This window comes from Salinimonas iocasae (assembly GCF_006228385.1).
GTDB classification, from domain to species: Bacteria; Pseudomonadota; Gammaproteobacteria; order Enterobacterales; family Alteromonadaceae; genus Alteromonas; species Alteromonas iocasae.
The window spans coordinates 37,296-57,457 of record NZ_CP039853.1 but is presented as its reverse complement, the minus strand read 5'-3'; the positions used below and the strand labels follow the sequence as shown (position 1 = coordinate 57,457).

15 protein-coding genes and 1 pseudogene are annotated in these 20,162 nt (G+C 44.4%); 3 read left to right on the top strand and 13 right to left on the bottom strand.

Annotated elements, in window-relative coordinates; all coding sequences use genetic code 11:
- Position 1 precedes the first annotated feature (1 nt).
- The 6 genes from FBQ74_RS17435 to FBQ74_RS17410 all read right to left on the bottom strand — a co-directional run bounded on the left by FBQ74_RS17435 (position 2) and on the right by FBQ74_RS17410 (position 8,169).
- Positions 2–700, bottom strand: a complete 699-nt coding sequence (locus tag FBQ74_RS17435; protein WP_044447426.1) for a peptidase — start codon at positions 698–700, stop codon at positions 2–4.
- A 2-nt stretch (positions 701–702) separates the two neighbouring features.
- Entirely contained in the window at positions 703–3,837 is a 3,135-nt protein-coding gene (locus FBQ74_RS17430; protein WP_139758056.1) for an efflux RND transporter permease subunit, read from the bottom strand.
- Positions 3,834–5,834, bottom strand: a complete 2,001-nt coding sequence (locus FBQ74_RS17425; protein ID WP_139758055.1) for an efflux RND transporter periplasmic adaptor subunit — start codon at positions 5,832–5,834, stop codon at positions 3,834–3,836. Before FBQ74_RS17425 ends, FBQ74_RS17430 begins: the two co-directional genes overlap by 4 nt.
- Entirely contained in the window at positions 5,834–7,195 is a 1,362-nt protein-coding gene (locus tag FBQ74_RS17420; protein ID WP_139758054.1) for a TolC family protein, read from the bottom strand. The genes FBQ74_RS17425 and FBQ74_RS17420 overlap by 1 nt, the downstream gene beginning before the upstream one ends.
- A complete protein-coding gene (locus FBQ74_RS17415; RefSeq protein ID WP_139758053.1) occupies positions 7,195–7,710 on the bottom strand; it encodes a DUF411 domain-containing protein in 516 nt (171 codons plus the stop codon). The genes FBQ74_RS17420 and FBQ74_RS17415 overlap by 1 nt, the downstream gene beginning before the upstream one ends.
- 90 nt (positions 7,711–7,800) lie before the next feature.
- Positions 7,801–8,169, bottom strand: a complete 369-nt coding sequence (locus FBQ74_RS17410) for a hypothetical protein (RefSeq protein WP_139758052.1) — start codon at positions 8,167–8,169, stop codon at positions 7,801–7,803.
- A gap of 330 nt (positions 8,170–8,499) precedes the next feature.
- Between FBQ74_RS17410 and FBQ74_RS17405 the strand changes: the two genes are divergently transcribed.
- Positions 8,500–9,177, top strand: a complete 678-nt coding sequence (locus FBQ74_RS17405; protein WP_139758051.1) for a heavy metal response regulator transcription factor — start codon at positions 8,500–8,502, stop codon at positions 9,175–9,177.
- Positions 9,167–10,579, top strand: coding sequence for a heavy metal sensor histidine kinase (locus FBQ74_RS17400; protein WP_139758050.1), 1,413 nt, complete (start codon positions 9,167–9,169; stop codon positions 10,577–10,579). Before FBQ74_RS17405 ends, FBQ74_RS17400 begins: the two co-directional genes overlap by 11 nt.
- 122 nt (positions 10,580–10,701) lie before the next feature.
- Here FBQ74_RS17400 and FBQ74_RS17395 read toward each other — a convergent pair.
- A pseudogene (locus FBQ74_RS17395) lies at positions 10,702–11,863 on the bottom strand (IS3 family transposase).
- Between the two features lie 409 nt (positions 11,864–12,272).
- Here FBQ74_RS17395 and FBQ74_RS17390 point away from each other — a divergent pair.
- Positions 12,273–13,001 (top strand): hypothetical protein, encoded by a 729-nt coding sequence (locus FBQ74_RS17390; RefSeq protein ID WP_139758049.1) that lies wholly within the window; start codon positions 12,273–12,275, stop codon positions 12,999–13,001.
- A 60-nt stretch (positions 13,002–13,061) separates the two neighbouring features.
- On the opposite strand, the gene FBQ74_RS17385 is transcribed toward FBQ74_RS17390, so the two are convergent.
- The 6 genes from FBQ74_RS17385 to FBQ74_RS17360 form a co-directional block, all read right to left on the bottom strand.
- On the bottom strand, positions 13,062–14,324 hold the full coding sequence (locus FBQ74_RS17385) for a hypothetical protein (protein ID WP_139758048.1): 1,263 nt from the start codon (positions 14,322–14,324) through the stop codon (positions 13,062–13,064).
- Between the two features lie 86 nt (positions 14,325–14,410).
- Positions 14,411–16,414 carry a hypothetical protein gene (locus FBQ74_RS17380; RefSeq protein WP_139758047.1) on the bottom strand — a complete coding sequence of 668 codons (2,004 nt, stop codon included), beginning with the start codon at positions 16,412–16,414 and terminating at the stop codon, positions 14,411–14,413.
- Between the two features lie 44 nt (positions 16,415–16,458).
- Positions 16,459–16,956, bottom strand: a complete 498-nt coding sequence (locus FBQ74_RS17375; protein ID WP_139758046.1) for a hypothetical protein — start codon at positions 16,954–16,956, stop codon at positions 16,459–16,461.
- Positions 16,956–17,402 carry a type II secretion system protein gene (locus FBQ74_RS17370; protein ID WP_139758045.1) on the bottom strand — a complete coding sequence of 149 codons (447 nt, stop codon included), beginning with the start codon at positions 17,400–17,402 and terminating at the stop codon, positions 16,956–16,958. The genes FBQ74_RS17375 and FBQ74_RS17370 overlap by 1 nt, the downstream gene beginning before the upstream one ends.
- Positions 17,403–17,416: 14 nt before the next feature.
- Complete coding sequence (locus FBQ74_RS17365) at positions 17,417–18,580, bottom strand: type II secretion system F family protein (protein ID WP_139758044.1); 1,164 nt, start codon at positions 18,578–18,580, stop codon at positions 17,417–17,419.
- Positions 18,580–20,160 (bottom strand): ATPase, T2SS/T4P/T4SS family, encoded by a 1,581-nt coding sequence (locus FBQ74_RS17360; protein ID WP_139758043.1) that lies wholly within the window; start codon positions 20,158–20,160, stop codon positions 18,580–18,582. Before FBQ74_RS17360 ends, FBQ74_RS17365 begins: the two co-directional genes overlap by 1 nt.
- Positions 20,161–20,162: the final 2 nt, after the last annotated feature.

Below are 20,162 nucleotides of genomic sequence, written 5' to 3'. Positions count from 1 at the left end.
TTCAGTCAGCTGCCTTTCGCGATGACGAAAAGGAATAAGGCAGCAATAGCAAGCCTGCTAATGCGGCCAACAGCCCTATGATAGTCATGCTCACTAATAGTGTATTACTAACGTCTTCACCGTCTTGGTAATCCATAATATGGAGGCGCCATAACCAATCAAATACTTGCCAAGGGGCATGTCGAATATATTCAACCGTACCTGTGTCTTGACTGACGTAAAATGTTGGCGCAAGTGCGCCTTTAAATTCAACTCGCCATAATGGACGTCCTCGTTGCCCAACCGCACTATCCTCTTCGTTTTCACCCAGCAAGGTCACATTGTCGACCTCATACGACCGACTTGACCTGGACATTGCGATGGCGGCGGCTTGTTTGTCTGACAACGGTTGGATGATGTCTCCAGATAAGCCGCTGATCAGGTGCGTCTTACTGGTGAGGGTTAATCGGTAAACCGGCATCTCCCCCACACTGCCCAAAACGATTGACTTAGCATCAGGGTAGCGAGCGACTATCTCATCAAAGCCAACGTTTACCGTTGACAATGATGAAAGCGCGGGCGAGCTTTTCATGAAATGATCGCCATGAATATAGTGGATATCAAACCAGACCATGTAGAGTCCACTCACTGACCAGAGGAGCATCTGCACACCGACAATCAACAGTAGGTATCGGTGTAACCGACGAGCAAGGCGACGCATAACTACCAATTACTCATCGTTTTGAGCTGCTGTTTTCGCCATATTAAATAAATGGCTGGTAAAATAAGTAGCGTCAATAAAATCGCACTGACCATCCCGCCCACCATGGGCGCAGCGATACGACTCATCACTTCAGACCCCGTACCTGAGCCATAAAGTACCGGTAATAGTCCGAATATAATGGTTGCGGTCGTCATCATGACTGGCCGGACACGCAAACCCGCGCCATGCAATACGGCTTCGGTTAGCATTCCTACGGTGGGTTTAATACCGTCCATTTTGCATTTGTCGATTAACGCCTGGTACTCATGATTCAAGTACACCAGCATAATGACGCCAATCTCGACAGCGACCCCGGCCAATGCAATGAAGCCAACGCCCACTGCCACTGAAAAGTTAAACCCTTCTAAGTACATAAGCCAAATACTACCGACCATCGATAAAGGCAACGTTCCCATGATGATCGCTACTTCAATAAAATTGCGGAAGTTGAGGTATAACAAGATCACGATAATGGCTAAAGTCAATGGCACTACATAGGTTAATTTTTCTTTTGCCCGCAACATATATTCATATTGTCCCGACCACGTTATGGAGTATCCTGCAGGCAATACCAGCTCCTCACTGACGACCTGCTGCGCTGCGACGACATAAGAGCCAATGTCTACACCATCAATATCCACATACACCCAGCCATTAAGGCGTGCATTTTCACTTTTAATGCCTGGGGGACCATCTTCAATATACACATCCGCGACATCAGCCAACGCAATGCGTTTGCCTTGTGGTGTGACAATAGGCAACAATGACAATGATTCAGGTGATGAGCGATATGATTGTGGATATCGAATATTCACTGGGTAGCGCTCTAATCCTTCGACGCTTTGTGTAACATTCATTCCTCCAATCGCACTAGAAACAACTTGTTGAACGTCTGCTATGTTAAGACCATAGCGAGCGGCCCTTTCACGTTGGATATCGACTTTGACATAACGCCCACCAGCAACACGCTCCGAATAAACGGATGCCGTGCCCTCAACATCTGAAAGTATCGTTTCAATTTGTTGACCAATCTTTTGAATTTCCATGAGATCTGGACCTCCAATCTTGATGCCCACAGGTGTCTTAATACCGGTAGCCAACATATCAATCCGCGTTTTAATCGGCATAACCCATGCATTCGTTAACCCCGGTAAATTAACCACAGCATCAAATTCTTTGATCAGATCCTGGGTCGTCATGCCTTCACGCCATTGATCTTGAGGTTTTAATTGAATAAACGTTTCTATCATTGTCAATGGTGCAGGATCGGTTGCCGTATCAGCTCGCCCGACCTTGCCAAACACCGTTTCGACCTCAGGAACAGTCTTGATCAGTTTATTGGTTTGTTGTAATAACTCGCGAGCTTTACCTATCGAAATACCGGCATAAGTCGTCGGCATGTACATCAAGTCACCTTCATCAAGCGGCGGGATAAATTCGCTACCGATCTTATCAATTGGCCAAAGGCCAATACCCAATACAATTACGGCGACCAGCATGGTCAACTTGGGAAAACGTAATACCGCTTTAAGTGTTGGCATGTATAAAAACGTCAGGAACCGATTAACAGGATTCTTATGCTCCGCAAGTACCTTACCGCGTACAAAGTACCCCATCAAAACTGGCACTAGTGTGATCGCGAGCGCTGCAGAAGCGGCCATCGCATATGTTTTGGTGAATGCAAGCGGCGAGAACATCCGGCCTTCTTGCGCTTCTAGCGTAAAGACAGGTACAAAACTAACTGTGATAATCAACAAACTGAAAAACAGCGCAGGACCGACTTCAGACGCTGAATCTATCACTACCCGCCATCGATTTTCTTTTGTCAGCGGGGTTCGCTCCATATGCTTATGCATATTTTCGATCATGACAATGGCCCCATCGCTCATTGCACCAATAGCAATTGCTATCCCCCCCAAGGACATGATGTTCGCATTGATACCTTGCATATACATCACGATAATTGCCGTGATGATCCCGACAGGAATACTTATAATTGCAACCAGCGAGGAACGCACATGGAATAAGAACGCGATACACACTAGGGCAACGACGATAAATTCTTCTACCAATTTAGAGGCCAAGTTATCTACCGCACGTTCAATCAATGCGGAACGATCGTAAACCGTGACAATTTCGACGCCATCCGGCAATCCTTTTTTGAGATCTTCGAGTTTAGCTTTGACTCCGTTAATGGTTGTTTGAGCATTTTCACCAAATCGCATGACAACGATGCCGCCTACGGTTTCCCCTTCGCCATTAAGCTCGGCCACCCCTCTGCGCATTTGAGGACCTAACTGCACATCCGCGATATCCCTTACCAACAGCGGCGTGCCATTTTCATTAACTCCGAGTGGAATCGTTTCGATATCTTGTTTGCTTGAAATATACCCTGTCGCCCTGACCATATATTCAGCCTCAGCCATTTCAATAACAGATGCGCCAACTTCTTGGTTGCCTCTTTTGATGGCCATTTGAATATGTGATAGCGGGATCCCATAGGCACGCAGTTTTTCAGGATCAACTTTAACTTGATATTGCTTGACCATACCGCCTAAAGCAGACACTTCGGACACACCAGGAACGGTTTGCAATTCGTATTTAAGAAACCAATCTTGGAGACTGCGTAATTGTGATATGTCATTTTTGCCGGTGCGGTCAACCAATGCATACAAGTAAACCCAACCCACTCCGGTTGCATCTGGACCTAATTGTGGCCGAGCATTTTCAGGTAAATTGGGAGCAACTTGAGACAGATATTCCAGTACACGGCTACGAGCCCAATAGAGATCTGTGCTGTCATCAAAAATGATGTAGACATATGAGTCGCCAAAGAAAGAGAAGCCCCTGACCGTTTTAGCACCTGGCACCGACAACATCGCCGTTGTAAGCGGGTAAGTCACCTGATCTTCAACCACCTGAGGTGCTTGTCCAGGATAACTGGTCTTAATGATGACCTGAACATCAGACAGGTCGGGCAATGCGTCAATTGGTGTATTCTTCACCGTAAATAAACCGCCCCCGATAATAATTAAGGTCATCAGCAATACGAAGAAGCGGTTGGCAACTGACCAGCGAATAATAGCAGCGATCATTCGTATACTCCTCCATGGTTACTATGATCTATCGAAGTATCTTGGCTTTCGGACTCAATACTGAGGATCCTAAAGTTGCCATCAGTGATTTCAAACGTAAATGTAATGTCAGCACCGACCGTAAATTGGCTGATATCGATAGCGTCGCTCATGGTAAAGTCAAGAGTTGCCGCAGGCCTATCCCACTTTGGGATCGCTTCACGTGAAATATTGACTACACGTGACTGAGTATTGATGGCATTAATGGTGCCTGTCACCATTGCCCTTTGCGCTGAACCTGGCTCTGCTGGTTTGACATGGATGGTTGTTACCAGATAGTCGCTATCACCGGTTTTGGTGATTTCAATATGCAAATCCATACCAGCTTCCAACTGCGATAAATCGATAGTGTCAGCAACAAAGAAATCCATTGTCATCGCGGGCCAATCCCACGCTTCAATTGCTCCGTGGTCAAGATTTAACATTTTGTGTGAGGACATAACCGAATTAATCGTTGCTTCAGTCCATATGCTGCGTCCATTTATCGTCTGTGTATCAGCATTGTCGTCAATGATATGCACCGTCGTTACCACATACTGACCATCGTTTTCTTTACTAATTTCAATATGCGCACGCATACCTTGCCGCAAACTCGTTAGTTCTACTTGGTTGGCGACAGTAAAATCCATTGTCATTTCTGGCCAATCCCATTCACTGATGGCGCCATGGTTCACTGTTATCATGTTATGTGAGGCCATAACATCGGTGATGGTGGCTTCGGTAAAAACCGACGACGGGAGTGCATCAGGTGCTTCCATCCGTTTAAAATCTGAACTTATACTGCTTTCTGAATCGAGCAAAAAGTGTGCAGAGGTGACAATCTGATCCCCTTCGATGAGACCTGCTGTAATCTCAGTGTAGTCCTCTACCACTCGACCTACATCTACGGCTATGGACTTGAATTGCCCGTCACCGAACGCCAAGACAACACGATCTTGCGTACCGGTTCTGATAACCGCTTCCGATGGCACAAGAACGCTGTCAGAGTCAAAGTCTGAATGTATCGTAATCTGGGCAAACATGTTCGGTTTAAGCGCGTAATCTGCATTTTTAAATCGTAAGCGAACCCGCAGCGTTCGAGTGCTCTGTTCAAGTGTGGGGTAGACGTAATCAACCTCACCCTCCCATGTTTTGCCGGGTAAAAAATCCAACGTCATTGTGACGGGAAGTCCAACGGTGACTTGCGCGGATTGTCGTTCAAAGATTTCAGCATCAACCCACACCTCATCCAACGCCCCAATGGACAGGAGGGTATTGCCTGGCTTGATAAAGAATCCTTCGCGGATATTTAAATTGTCAACAAACCCGGTTTGCGGTGCCGAAAATGTGATCGATTGACGGACTTTTTGGCTCGACATTAAGGACTGAATCGCTTCATTAGGCATTTGCAACGCATCTAATCGCGACCGAGCAGCATTGATCAAATCGTCACTCCCGCGGCGCATCGCGATCAGCAGCTCTTCTTGCGCATTGACCAACTCAGGGGAATAGAGCGAATACAAAGGTTCGCCTTTTTTTACATACTCACCCGAGGCTTTCACATGCAGTGTATCTACCCAGCCTTCAACGCGTGGGTGTATATGTATCAAGGTGTCTTCATTGTATTGCACATAGCCAACCGTACGAATAGGGACATGCAGAGATCGGCGTTGAGCCGATGCTGTTCTTACCCCTAAATTATTGACTACATTGGGTGATATGCTAATGGTTCCAGGACCTTCATTGCCTCCCGTGCTCTCTTCATAAACAGGAACAAGATCCATTCCCATCGGAGATTTACCCGGTTCATCACGACGGTAATTGGGATCCATCGGTGCGACCCAATAAAGTGGCTGCGGTTCAGCGCTTTGCTCTGCTTCTGTAGGTGTTGCATCAGAAGGAAGAAGGAATGTATATGCCAACGCAGTCATTGCACCGCCGATAACACATCCTAAAATAATGGCTTTCGTGTTATGCATTATTGTTCTCCGAATTGAGTCATGGAAATACCTGCGGTGGTATTAAAGTAATAATTAAGTCGAATGTTTGTTTTGACGAAATCCACATTGATATCCAATGCATCAATACGCGCATTCAAAATCGCGATACGCGCGCGAACAACTTCGGCGAAATCGCCATCATCATTGGTGTAGGCATTCAAGGACGCGTCAGCTTGTTCTTGCATTTGCGCTAATAACTCGTCGTTGTATAACGATTGCCTGTCAGTTAAACGTTCTCGCTCAGCGTATAACGACTGGATCGCAGACATCATTTCGCGCAGTGCGAGTAACTTGTCAGTCTTTATGGCTTCTGATTGGCTTACGGCTGCAGAGACTTCTTTGTCTTGACGGTTTTCAGTAAAAATAGGTAAATCAAAACTAACACCGACTGACAAGAAATCAGCCCGACTTGCACCTGCTAGTGTATCATCGCGAAAAGCATAACTGGCATTTACGCCCCATTGGGGTTTGTATTTTTCTTTAGCTAACTCAACCCCGGTTTGACTCGCTCTGATACGTTGATTAATGGATAAAATATAAGGGTGATCTGCGAGTAGTTCCGCGAGCTGTTGTTGATTTTTTCTTTCTACAATTAACAACGTGTTGTCAGTGATTTTTGCAATGGCAGGTAATGTATTAGGCAACTGCAACGCGCTAAACGCATCAAAGCCAAGTTGGCGTGCAGATTGCTGGTTTTTTAGGATCCATTCCAATAACTTACCTGTTGAGCGTTCTTCCAGTGCTTGTAGTTTTATTAATCTGTCTTCTAACCGCGTCAATTCGAGCTTTGCCCTAATGATGTCTTCCTGGCGCACGCGCCCAATGGCGGTCGCATAATTCGCTTTGGCAATGTCACTGAGTTGCTCAAACAATGCCCTATCTTGATGGATTAGCTTAATACTCTGCTGCGCGCGATAAATTTCAAGCCAAATATCAGAGACCTGCACACGTGTGCGGGCGATGCGATCAGCACGCATTATTGGGTGCTCGGCGGCTTGCTCTCTTAGTTGACGAGATCGAATATCTAACGAATCCCCTCTGGGGAACATCTGTGAAACCCCTGCCTTAAGTTGCGTCATGGGTTCTTGATCGAATGCAAATCCATCCGTTGGTAAGTTCGCTAAACCAATATTAACTACCGGGTCCGGCAAACTAGCGGCTGCCACGCTACTTGAAACAATGGCTTGCTCGCGATACTCACTGCCTACAAGCCAAGGGTCGTTGTTAATCGCGATTTCAACAGCCTGCTCCAATGTCAACACGGGGTTTGTTTGACTTTGGGCAAGTCCAGTATTCAAAAGTGTCATCAGTGTAATGACATAAAATGAAAAGCGTCTCATTAGAATTGCTCTTCATACGAGTTAACTTCGGCATAAGTGGTTGCGCTGCCATCGTCATTGAGTTGCAGAATAAGATAAGGACGAAATTGATCACCGACTTCCATACCAGGTGACCCAATTGGCATAGCCGGCACACTGAGTCCGATGGCGCCTTCAGGTATATTGTCTAAAAATTGCTGAATGAATTTTGCTGGAATGTGACCTTCAAAAACAAAACCGTCTGGGGACAATGCCGTATGACACGAACGGTAATTAGGCGCAACACCATATTTGTCTTTAATTCGAGACATTAATGTAACATTGGATACGTCCGTGTCGAACCCGTGCTCTTCAATGTGGTTCACCCACTTTTGGCAACACTTACAAGAACGGCTTTTGTAGACTGTTAAGGAAGCTACCGGGGATTCAGCAACTGCATCCGAATCATTATTTATCTGTATTGAGTCGGTACATGCTGATAAAAACAGTGCAAACACCAACGCTATCCACATCGAGCGATGCGTAATAATTGACATAATTACTTTCTCATTTCTATTGTTTAAATAAATGGCTTGCTATGATCATTCGACCAACAAGCGATATCATTGCCCGGATTCTAGACGGACTTATCCTGCTGAAATGAGAGAGTGTTTCGGAGGGCGCTGCAATCCACCTAAAAAGATTTGGTTTAGGTTTGAATTAAGAGACTGAATACTCAGCGACACGCCTTCGGGTGACGAATGAGTTTGACTAGAGAGAAGACCAATATGAAACATCGCCATTGGACAACAGCAATCTTGCTGACAACAATCATTCATATCATCGCTTTGCGAGTGTTTCATCATGTCATGAACGCTGTGCAAATCGTGAAATCCGAGATCCATCTCCGCTGCCATTTCGTCACTGCATGGCATTTGCGCGAATGCAAATGACTCACTCATTTGCACACTGAGCAATGCAATAACAATAATTAAGTGAATGAAGGCGCTTTTCACGTTCTCGTCGTTCCTTGGTGTTTGACAAACAGCAGTCAATGACTGTTTATTAATTGTTGCTGATGTTAGCACCCTCGCCTGACAACCAGATTACCTCTACATTACAATTCAGTAATAAATGCAATTAGACGGATTATCCTAGATCAAAGGCAAGGATTTCGTTGCATAATCAGCGACCTAAGGGCTAACATCTTGATAGCACTCAGCATTAAGATTACGAGACATTAGCGAAATTACAAAGCTACATAGTAGGTGTTTCGTTTCACGGTTTCGTTACGTACATTAATATTGTAAGCGGGCTTATCATAAGTAACACGGGCGGAACATCGCATGAAAATATTAGTCGTTGAAGACGAAACAAAAACTGGAGACTACATCAAACAAGGCCTTGCCGAATCGGGCTTTGTTGTTGAGTTAGTTCGGACCGGCCTCGATGGCCATCACAAAGCCATGCTCGGTGAATATGAGTTGATCATCTTAGACGTCATGCTGCCTGATATCGATGGTTGGAAAATATTGTCATCGTTACGAGAGTCTAACAATCATACACCGGTTCTTTTTCTTACTGCTCGTGATCATGTGAATGACCGTGTTAAAGGTTTAGAGCTCGGCGCAGATGATTACTTAGTGAAGCCGTTTGCATTTGCTGAGCTGCTAGCGCGTGTGCGTACGTTGATCCGCCGCGGCACGTCCGTGCCCAATAATATTTTACACATAGCCGATTTGGAGCTCGACATTCCTTCGCGTATTGCCACGCGAAGTGGGCGCACAATAAACCTGACAACTAAAGAGTTCACCTTATTAGAATTAATGGTGAGACGCCAAGGCGAAATATTGCCGCGTTCTCTTATTGCTTCGCAAGTATGGGATATGAATTTTGATAGCGATACCAATGTGATTGATGTCGCCATTCGCCGTCTTCGAGCAAAAATCGATGATGACTTTTCACTAAAGCTCATTCAGACTGTGCGAGGGATGGGATATAAAATGTGCAGTAATGAATCTTAAGGATCTATCAAAGCGACCAAGCTCTCTCGCCTTTCGGGTCACTATACTTGTTGGGCTCACTATCTTTGTGTGCCTAACGTTTATAAGTCTTATGGTGCAGCAATCGATTGCTCAGCATTTTGAAGAGCAGGATGCAGATGAGCTGAATGAGGTGTTTCTAGCCGTGAAACGCAAGCTTAATACAGCGTATAATGAAGGGGTCGCACCGTCTAGCATATTATTCCAAGCTATCTCTGGGCATCACGGTGTCTATTATTTAGTTAAAAATAAAGACAACGAAGTTATTTTTAGCAGTGAGAGCGCGGTGCTAGAAAAATACCCTGGGGATACGTATGAACTAGAACAAATAACGCCATCCATGTTAAGCCTCTTTTTCGACGGCGAACATATGTTACGGGCAACGGAAATAACCGTGCGTATTGAAGACGGCAACAGCCAAACACATTATCAAGTCATCGTTGCCTCGAACATGGAATTTCATATGAACTATATGGAAGACTTCGAGACAACATTGTGGGGGATCATTGTATTGTCTGGGGCTATTACGATCTTAGCCGCGCGGTTTGCTGTTTATCGTGGTCACTCCCCCTTACGACGTCTCAGTCGCAAAATCGGTTCCATCACCGCGGATAAATTGGATATCAGGTTGGAACCCACCGAAGTCCCAGTGGAGCTTGCTAATCTGGTGGAGTCCTTTAATGCGATGATTGAGAGACTTGAAAGCGGGTTTGAGCAGCTGTCCCATTTTTCCGCTGACATAGCTCATGAACTAAGAACGCCTATCACCAACCTGACTACACAGACCCAAGTCATACTCAATCAACCACGATCGACGAGTGAATATACTAACATCTTATATTCTAACTTAGAAGAGTACGAGCGAATGTCGAAAATGGTCAGTGACATGTTGTTACTAGCACAAACGGAGCATGGCTTGATCAAACCCAACGCTGAGCGTATAGACTGTCATAAAGAAATCGGTGAATTAATCGAATACTTTGAGCTCTTGGCCGAAGAGAAGCACATCAGCATTCAACTTATTGGTCACAAAATAACGTTAATGTGCGACAAATCGATGTTTCGACAAGCACTGAGCAACTTGTTGTCTAATGCCATTCGGTACACTCCCGATAATGCAGAAGTAACCGTATCTACTCAAATACAGGATAACGAAGCATTGATATCGATTTCAAACCCAGGTAATAAGATCCCTGACATTCAACTTTCTCGCCTTTTCGATCGTTTCTACCGCGCGGATCCATCTCGAAAACGTGACGGGCAAGGTGCTGGATTAGGATTAACCATCGCCCGCTCGGTATTGGAAGTGAACAGAGGCCGTATACGAGTGGAGTCAAGCGAGCAGAAGACGACCTTCACAGCCATATTGCCATTAAGTCGTTAACGGGAAGTGGACAATGCCAATACGGAACTAGCGACAAGCGATGAGCCGTTTTATGATTGAATTTGAAGAACGGCTCACCGATCATTTAACACTGGCAGTTACACAGAATCTGTTTGTAGTGGTCAATAAAACCCGGACACCTTTTTAGCTAATTCTTCCGCTTTTGCCGGTGGTAGCCCATCGTTAAATTGATGCGGTCTTTCCCAGTTGTAATAATTCATCAGGTAATATCCCACATCTCGTTTTGCTTCATTAGGCGAACAGTAGCCGGTTGATGGCATCCATTCTGATTTCAGACTTCTGAACACGCGTTCCATTGGGCTATTGTCCCAGCAGTTCCCTCGGCGACTCATGCTCTGGCTCATCTTGTAACGCCACAGCCTTTGTCTGAATTTACGAGCGCCGTACTGAGAGCCCTGATCGCTGTGGAACATCACGCCTTTTGGCTTACCTCTCAGCTCGTACGCCATATCTAAAGCTCTTGCGGCAAGCTCCGCGTCCGGTCGGTGTGACATACTCCAGCCGATAACTCTGCGGGTATGCAGGTCAATCACGACGGCTGCGTAATACCATGCTGAGCCTGTCCAGATGTAGGTGATATCGCCGCACCAGGCCTGGTTGGGTTGCTCCACATTGAACTTCCTGTCCAGTAAATTAGGGATATCTGGCCGCTCAACCTGCACGTTTTTATAAGCGTGCTTACCCGGCTGCTTGCTCATCAGCCCTTGCTCTTTCATCAGCCGACCTACTTTGAATCGGCCCATGACGATGCCTTCATCGCGAAGCATATCAACAAGCGTTCGTGTGCCAGCAGACTGACGACTCTTATCGAACAGACGCTTCACTCTGGCGCGCAGAATACGCCGTTTAGCACCAATCAGCCGCTGTCGCTTTCGTCGTTCGTAATAACTACTGACACCAAAACCTAAAGCTGAACAGACCAATTCTGTTGATTCATGACCCTCAACCGGTCTATCAGCGCGTGGACTTCAGGTCGTCGGGCATTAAGAGTGCGGTAGCCTTTTTTAGAATGGTCTTTTCTCGTTCCAGACGGTTCACGCGAGCCTCCAGGTCCTGAATACGCTGCTGCTCTTGCGACAGAGCTTTGGACTTCGGTGTGCTACCGCCGCGTTCAGACTTAAGTTGCTGAACCCATTTGCGCAGGGTATTTTCATGAACGTCTACAGCGCGACTTGCTTCGGGTAAGCTATATCCCTAATCGAGCACCAGGCTGGCCGCATAAAGTTTGAATTCCGGACTGAATGACCGTCTTTGTCTTCTCATTGAACACCTCGTTATTAAGTGTAATGCTACCACTTAAAACGGTGTTCGGGTTTAGTCTGCCACTACAGTATTTCTATTACTGGCCTTTGCTACCGCTAAGGAAGGCACGAATAAGTCTCGCATTTTAGCGCTGAATTAAACCGCTGCACCACCTGTGTGATTTTTAAACTTCAATTTTGCGACTTAGACCGCATTCATACAACGGTGGTTTAACGCCGAATGAATCGGAGAAACGTTACTGGAATAGCTACAACGGTGTGGCCAAAATGACTTGACCACTACAGACCACTATTATCTCTGAACGCCGAAGTCCGCTCAAAGGACACCACCGCCTTCGCGGTGGTGTTGGTTCAAATTGATCAATGCGGTATGAAACTATATTACCAAGTATGACACTTTAATACTGTGTATGAGACTTTATTACTATCCCACAACCGCATTCGTTCAAGCGGTACAAGCAAGCTTGCCTGGCACAGCTTCATTTAATGACGCTGTAAGCATAATTATCGACACCGTCGCGCACTTTTCTATGCATCCGTTCCCAGAAGTTCCTTTAGGAAGGGCTCGTTTACTTGGGCTGTTTGCTCAGCACGGCATCCCAGGAGTACATATAAACAAGGTTATGGAAAAAATTGGTATCCCGAAGGCACAACTGGGTGCGCTGTCTAGTCCGGATTTATTTGCAGAACATTGCTCAAATGATGACGCATATAAGTTGGCTGATTTTTTTTGTATCACCCGGCCCTACGTGGACGGAACTCGAAATACCCCTTATCTGGTGCGGGATATTAATGATCTGTCGGATTTAAGTGCTATTGAGTCGTGGATAGATAGCTGTTCAGAGGAGCTACAGCCTCATTTTACGCTAATTATCTATAAGTGTAATGGACCTGGCTCTTCAGGAACTGTGGTCTACCTGAAGAAAGAACAGTCTCTCGATATGCACTTTGTATTTAGTACATACCTATCCGTTGGCTATTTCACCAAGCAAACTGAACATGTAATTAATGAGCTGCATGAAAATCTGCGTTTAAAGCGTCACATACGAAAGTTCGAACTGACAGACTCGGCTGAAGCTATATATTCAATGAGAAAGGGAAGATTTGTAAACACGACGGGAACTCGGTTTCAAAGCTGATAGCAATGGATTTTCGATACAAAAAAGCCCGCGTAATGCGGGCTTTTAAGCATAACTGTCTTAATTACTTTTGCTCATTAGAGAATGGTAATCATTTTTGTATCGAGAGTAACTTAAGTCGTCGCCAGCTTCATCAATGAATATTTCTTCATCCCAAGCTTTTATAAACGCTGCATTCTCCAGACCCCCAGTCTCTCCTGGCGTAAAGTCGTAACTTTCCGGCAGCTGTTCTTGAGTATAAACTGCTGGATCGTTAGCAATGACATCTAAGATTGCAAAAACTCGATCACGATTAGCTACGCGCAAAGCTTCCTCAATATATTGATAGGCCAGCGCATAATGTGATTTCAATAACTGGTCGTCAAAACCGTATTCATCCTGTTCTTCCACGTACATTGTAGCATCAATTGCATCATGCTCGCTTCTTAGTGCAGAGTTTTTACCTGCCCTATAAAGTGATTGACCTTTTGAGAACCACACAGGTAAGGGGTTACCGTGAACTGAATGCGTCAAAGCTTCTTGGGCCATTCTAATAAGGCCTGCTCGCAAATATAGGAAATAATCATCCGGTATAGTTGCACTTGGCTTAGCGATCGCTACGCCAGTATAATAAGAGCTGAAATAGTCACTGTTAGCACCTTCATCATGTAAACAAATCTTAATTTTATCGTTATGAGAAACATCTTCTGCGGTCCAGCCATATCCAGCGTATTCGGATGTCTCGAGAATTAAACTCAAACGCTCAGCCTTGTCGCTTTCAATGTATGTTTTCCATGCTACAGATTTTTTTTCTATTTCACTTAGGTCAGTGAATTCGACGCCTAATGAATCCTTAATTGATGCTAAATCGGCATAGTTTTCAATATAAGCATCTATAGCAAATTTCGCTATATTTCTTCTTTTTGCTAAATACTCTGTCCAAGTTATTCCTAAAATTCCTGCAATTCCGTCCTTAGCAGACTCGACCCATCCAGCCACTAATCTGTAGTCTTCGACTGTGGTGGAGGCATCACCGAATACCATCACATTATCACTCTCGTAATAATGAGAGCTCTCATTAACACATCGAGATGCCAATCTACCCATATCTTCAAACTGGCCCGTGAGAGATACCTTACTAAAGCTATTTAAAGCCCCATCTTTTACAATATTGCCTTCAGCCTTTTCAGTTATAATTTCTTTTCCGCCATCAGTCACCATTACTACTTCATTCTCGGCTAGCTCTGGTTCGGAGCTTTCACTATCACCACCCCCGCCACATGCAGTCAAAAGCGAGCTTAAACCAAAAATTAAAAAGGTTTTTTTACTTTGAAGCTTTTTCATAAAATAATCTCCTACTTCTAGCTTATGAAAGTTTGAATTCAATTAACTGTATCTTTGATACGAAGGAATGCAATTATCACGGAAGCCTATTTATAAGTGAGCCCAAATACTTGGTAGAGTACTGAGTTCTCGTGTTGTGTACTAAAGTGAGTGTTGGATGCAAAATGACCATTCCAGTAATAGTTTGCATCTTTGACCATTTGAAATCTAAAGTCGGAAAGCCTTCCCCCACCACTGCGCCACAAATCATAGGCGAGGTCATATTCTTGCTCTGTAAATTTAAACATATAAATAGAGCTTTTTTTGTCATTACCACCTAGTACCAATATTTCATCGTAACCACGCCAGGAACTATTGAGGTAAAAGTCACCAGAATTAAGTCCGGAAATGTTAGAATACAGTACCCGGTAGTCCTTTGTGCCTCCTCGAACTGCTGCATGGTAAGCATCATTTAGAGCCTTTTGAGTAACGTAGCGCTGAGTTGAAGCGCCAGTATAACTGTTCGTCGCACCATAGTTCCTAACATTACTCAATCCAACATCACTTTTTGTGATTGTTATATTGCTAGTTAAAGATTTACCGTTAATACGTCGGCTGGTTCTCACAAAACCTGAGCTATCAATGCCATCTAATTTATCAGAATCCGCTGCTTTTTCTTTTTTTCCGAGTTTGGAGCTATTCAACGCATTATAAGCCCGGGTTACAGCCCTTTGGCTGGCGTAGACGTTTGAGCTTCCGCCTGTGTAGCTGTCCGAAATACTGAAGTTCATCACTCGGCCCAGGTCTACATAGTCTTTGCTAATCTTTTGGCCATTTACTTTAAGGTCGCCACTAGTGACGTTCATATCACCTGAAACTCTTACGCCATTTGACTCGGTATAAAGTTTAGATGAGCCGTTATACATCAATCTGGCCCTAACGTATGAGCTTGAATCAACCATGACCGCAGTGTGCCTTTGACCGCCTGATGTGGTTCCTTGTAGATAGATCTCTCTCCCACCAGAAAGGTTGCGCAGATACAAGTTTCCGGTGTAGTTGTCGATGATGGAATTAGAGCCATCATGCTTCAGTCTCATATCAGAGCTGCTGCCTAAGCGAATTTCTCGATTATCTTCCCAACGGGTATTTGCATTTACCGCGTCATAAGCATTACTTCGGATAAATGATGATGAATCAAGATTATCAAGCCTGTCCGCATTTACCGCAGTTGCATTTTTGTCGAGCTTAAGGTTCTTCAAATATACGTGAGAGTTATATACCGCACTCTGAGTTGCATAGAGCGTTGTGCTATTGCCGGTGTAGCTGTTGGTAGCACCATAATTTTGCACATTTGACAGCCCTACGTCGGCTTTAGTTGGTAGATTTGCGGGTGAAAATACCCGGGTACCATTATCATAGACACCTACACTCGCGTAGATTCTGTCAGAATTGACAACGTCTGAATTTACTGTAGTGGAATTTACTGTCGTTAAATTCGCCAGTGGGGCATTTATCAGCTGCGCATAAATATTTTCAATGTAACCATTTTGAATATCTGCCCGCTGCGCTACCAGTGCTCTGGCAGTAACAGTATCAATGTCGGTAATACTGTAGCCACCCATGTGTAGGTCTGTTTCCATGGTGTTTCGAGCTACATCACCATCATCAACTCGAGATAAAGTGCTATGTAAAACTGGAACCTGGGAAGGTAACCCAAACTGAACGTTAACAGTACTGTCTGTCGTCGTTCCGTTCATAAATGATGCGACATAATTTGCCACGCTATCTTTTAGGACATCAACAGATAGAATGTAACTATTACCGTCCTCAACACCGGATACGGTAGTGCCATACATGGTGTCATAACTACCGTAATAAAAACCATCAACAGCTAGGTCTGTAATATCAGTTGGCCATGCACCATTCTCGGAATAGTAATTCAGCGCTGAGGCTTTGAGATCAAGAAGCTTATTAGCTGTAATTTCGCCATTTTCGTAAAGCTTGTCATATCCCTCTGCGACAACTTTTGCAGGATCATCAGCCCACACTACAGTGTTGAATCCAGCAGTCATCAACAGTAAAGCGACTTTCATTTTGAGGTGCTTTCGCATAATTTCTCCGTTTCTCAGATACAACTCACTGAAAATTATTCCGCTCAACAATGGTTTGCTGAGTACAGGTTGATATCCGCCATAATCATCCGTTGCATAGGAGTACTTCTGTCAGAGATAGAGCGCACATACTTTACACGGTCACCCGAAACTGACGCTCCTAATGGCATAATTTCTGACAAAACCGCCAGGTTTTGAGGTTTCTCAGCGTCAATGACAGCAGCGGCACTGTAGCCGCTTTTTTCAATTTTTAGATGAATATCGTTTAACTGTGGCAAATTAACAGGTTTCTGGAGGAACCCGCCTTCCTGAAGTGTGTCTTGGGTAACTATGCCTATTTGGCAGGTCGCCCTATGATAGGCCGTTATAGCAACGATCAGTCTTTCTGTTCTGTCTTTAACAAGAACCTGAGCTTCTTTATCAGACGCTGACAATTGCATAAGTTGAGGTGCTTTGGTCATAAAAAACAAAGCACCAGCTGACATCAGAAGCATGAAGATGACAATTAAAGCCATCCCCGATTGCTTTTTTACTGATCTCATCAGTTAGCAGAAACTGAAATTGTTCCACTGGAGCAACTGGCCGTGGTTTCCAGTGCATACTTTTTAGCTACACGCTCACAAACAGATTGTTGCGTTCCAGTAGCACGAACAATAAGTTGATTCACAGTACTTTGTGACAAATCCCAATCGCCACCATCTGGGTTTGTGCCAGAGCCATCGCCAAATGATAATGGCAGATATTCTTCATCAACCATTTCCTGGATTGTTAAAGAAGCGTATCCGTCTGATTCGCCTTGCGCCTTAGAACGCGCCTTACTTATGATGATGGAAATAGCAGTTGAATATTGATTTTCTTTACTATCAGCCATTGCCGGCTGTGTATTACCAGCCACAATGGTGATGCCAATAAAGATAATTGCCAGTACTACAAAGACCTCAATAAGGGTAAAGCCTTTTTGATTATTGTTGGGTTTTAACGTTTTCATCTATCTCTCCGGGTTTATAAAAATGACTTGCTAAAAATTTGAATAATGGCTGACATGCTTAGCATGATTAGAAAAAAGCCTGATGCGAAAAGAAGTAGCCAGACTTTAGTCACCGCCTGACGCGTTTGCATTTTGATATCTTTTTCTGCGTCTTCGCTTACCTCAATAAGACCACGAGCGAATGTTTCATTATCTACGTTGATAAAGTAGCGTTGAAGCCTAACCATAAGGGCCGGACTAATTAGCCCCTTAGCGAAGTACTCACTCTTATCCGTGCCGATTCCGGCACCTCTAATCATGTGCTCCAAAAAGTAATGAATGGCTGGTGGCGCATACCCTTTAATTACTCTTAAGGCCTCAATGTCCTCGGTCTGAGCCAGTTTCATATGACCCAGTAGCCTTAAAACTCTTACTGACCAAAATTCCCTGAATAATGCGAAGGGCCAGATATTGTCGATTTTGGCTCTCGCACGGCCCAAAAAAATGGAAATATTGTTTGTAAACCCATTGTCGCCAAGCACATCCTCTAACATCCGCTTTTTATGCCCGAATTTTCCATCTCGGCGCCAGTTAGCCTGGCCATGCGTAAAAACCAGAACTACAAATCCAGCGAGCAAAGCAATGAAAGGCCAGTTTGATTGCAAAAGTTCAGAAGTGTTGAGTGCCAAATTTATTTCGAACGTTGATGGTGGTTCGGGGTTGATCATAGGAATGATGAAGCCACCAGCTACTACCTGAGAGACGATACCAAAAACAAAGAACATCAATGGCAGGGCCAGCTTCATTAGCGCATCAAGTTTTATGTCAGCTTCATCTTTTAAAAGTCTAACTACGTTCAAAACACCGCTTTTATCACCAGATACTTGCTTAGCTAACTCAAAACCAAGCCCTATAACCGGGTTGAAGTATTTTCTTAGCAATTCATCAAAACCTTGACCGGCAACAACCGCGTCTCTTAATTGATTAGCTATTTCTGGTACAACATGTTTATCACCGTAAATTGACGAGTACTGCTTACTAACACACTCCAAAGACTCTTTTAATCCGATATCTCTGGCTAAATAGCTATTCAGCTGCTCTATAAACTCAATCTGCTGAGTTTTACCAAAATTATTTTTTCTTTTGAGCCAAAATAATCCACTATTCAGATGACCGACTAACTCGCTTTGCGCAATCATCACTCCTCACCTACTAGCAGTTCGGCGCAGCGGTCAATATCTATTACACCGGCTTTAACCAATTGTTTAGCTTGTTGCTGAACAGTGATATATCCATTCTCTAAAAGATAGGCTTCCCAACCGCTCCAATCTTCTGCCAGGATAAATTGTCTGTCCTTACGCTTAACATCAATCAACTCCAAAAGGGGGCGACGCCCCTTCTCACCAGTGTGTAAGCATTCGTCGCAACCATCTGGGTTTCGAATGTATAAACCAGTCTCAGTGCCAGTAATGCCAACCTCAGAAAAATATCTTTGGCGATCAGTAAACTCTGCCTCAATCAGAGTTTTTGACTCATCAAGTGGAACTTTGCATTTGCTACATAGCATGCGAATCAGGACTTGGTACATCAATAGGCTCAATCCCTGCGGCATAGCCATGTCAGAATAGCTGACACCAAGATCATTAAACCTTTTCGGGATAGCTATAGCTGAAGGGGCATGGGTACTGGTTAAGGCAAAAAGACCTGTATTTCCGACTTCAAGAGTGAAGCGCGCAGTTTCTTCATCCCGGGATTCTTGTACGAATACACCATTTGGTGTTTGTCGAAGTATGCTTTTGAGTTGAAACTTTGTACCAACTTTCAAATCCATACTGTTTTGGATAATGTTGGGATAACCAGGTGGTTTTTCAGTTTCAATAGGATCTTCGAAAGTTTGATAATTCTTATCTTTCGGTAAACCTAAGAGAATTGCGAAGTTAGTTGTGCTCTTGCCGCTACCTGTGGGGCCGGCGGTTATAACTACACCTCTTGCTTTGCTGGTTTTACGGTGTATTAGTTCAAGTTGGTCTTTAGGATAACCAAGTTCAGATAGTTTCTTCGCCTTCTTTGTCAGACGCATATCAATGTAAAGTTCACCGGGACGACTTGTTTTAGTTTTGGTAAAACGAAGGTCTAAACGCTGCCTAATTCCCCCACGGCCATCATAAACCTTATAGGGTATCTGTTTTTCTTGGGGAGTAGTTACCTCATCGAACGTACCCGCTGTCATGCCTATACCACCAATCCCATCATAAACTGCAGCACACATAGAGCGGCCAAATCTATAATTTTTCAACGGGTATTGTTCTGGTATTAATCGGCCGTCCACCTTAAAATTGGCAAATGCAGTATCGTTTGCTTGGGACAGGGTTATATAAACGTCCTCAGCATTTACATCCAAAGCTCGCGTCACTAGCCCCTGGAACTGCTGTAACGTTTCTTCCTTATCAATCTCTCTGCTTACATCTGTATCACTAAATGTCCTTTCCCGTCGCTGCTCCGCGATATCTTCAGTTTTCGCAACTTGAACACTACGAACCGGCTTGTTTTTCATCGATAACAAAGAAATAAGCCGGTAAACTTCTTCGCGTTTATTCAGACTTGAGTAATCGTCAATCAGAAGGGTTCCGCCCTCATAATATAGCGCATTAATACCACCAGCCTCTTCACTTAGCTGATCGATTAAGCCAGTGTTGTTGTCCAGATTTAAATGATGTACACCCTTCAAACTTGGAATTTTCTCAAAGAATTCAGTCTCATTGTTAACAAACGAAAGCATGC

Bases quoted from the DNA above. Each gene is read 5' to 3' on its own strand.
- FBQ74_RS17430 (WP_139758056.1), bottom strand. From the start codon at position 3,837: ATGATCGCTGCTATTATTCGCTGGTCAGTTGCCAACCGCTTCTTCGTA.
- FBQ74_RS17415 (WP_139758053.1), bottom strand. From the start codon at position 7,710: ATGTCAATTATTACGCATCGCTCGATGTGGATAGCGTTGGTGTTTGCA.
- FBQ74_RS17425 (WP_139758055.1), bottom strand. From the start codon at position 5,834: ATGCATAACACGAAAGCCATTATTTTAGGATGTGTTATCGGCGGTGCA.
- FBQ74_RS17375 (WP_139758046.1), bottom strand. From the start codon at position 16,956: ATGAGATCAGTAAAAAAGCAATCGGGGATGGCTTTAATTGTCATCTTC.
- FBQ74_RS17370 (WP_139758045.1), bottom strand. From the start codon at position 17,402: ATGAAAACGTTAAAACCCAACAATAATCAAAAAGGCTTTACCCTTATT.
- FBQ74_RS17360 (WP_139758043.1), bottom strand. From the start codon at position 20,160: ATGCTTTCGTTTGTTAACAATGAGACTGAATTCTTTGAGAAAATTCCA.
- FBQ74_RS17405 (WP_139758051.1), top strand. From the start codon at position 8,500: ATGAAAATATTAGTCGTTGAAGACGAAACAAAAACTGGAGACTACATC.
- FBQ74_RS17365 (WP_139758044.1), bottom strand. From the start codon at position 18,580: ATGATTGCGCAAAGCGAGTTAGTCGGTCATCTGAATAGTGGATTATTT.
- FBQ74_RS17435 (WP_044447426.1), bottom strand. From the start codon at position 700: ATGCGTCGCCTTGCTCGTCGGTTACACCGATACCTACTGTTGATTGTC.
- FBQ74_RS17420 (WP_139758054.1), bottom strand. From the start codon at position 7,195: ATGAGACGCTTTTCATTTTATGTCATTACACTGATGACACTTTTGAAT.
- FBQ74_RS17380 (WP_139758047.1), bottom strand. From the start codon at position 16,414: ATGCGAAAGCACCTCAAAATGAAAGTCGCTTTACTGTTGATGACTGCT.
- FBQ74_RS17390 (WP_139758049.1), top strand. From the start codon at position 12,273: ATGAGACTTTATTACTATCCCACAACCGCATTCGTTCAAGCGGTACAA.
- FBQ74_RS17385 (WP_139758048.1), bottom strand. From the start codon at position 14,324: ATGAAAAAGCTTCAAAGTAAAAAAACCTTTTTAATTTTTGGTTTAAGC.
- FBQ74_RS17400 (WP_139758050.1), top strand. From the start codon at position 9,167: ATGAATCTTAAGGATCTATCAAAGCGACCAAGCTCTCTCGCCTTTCGG.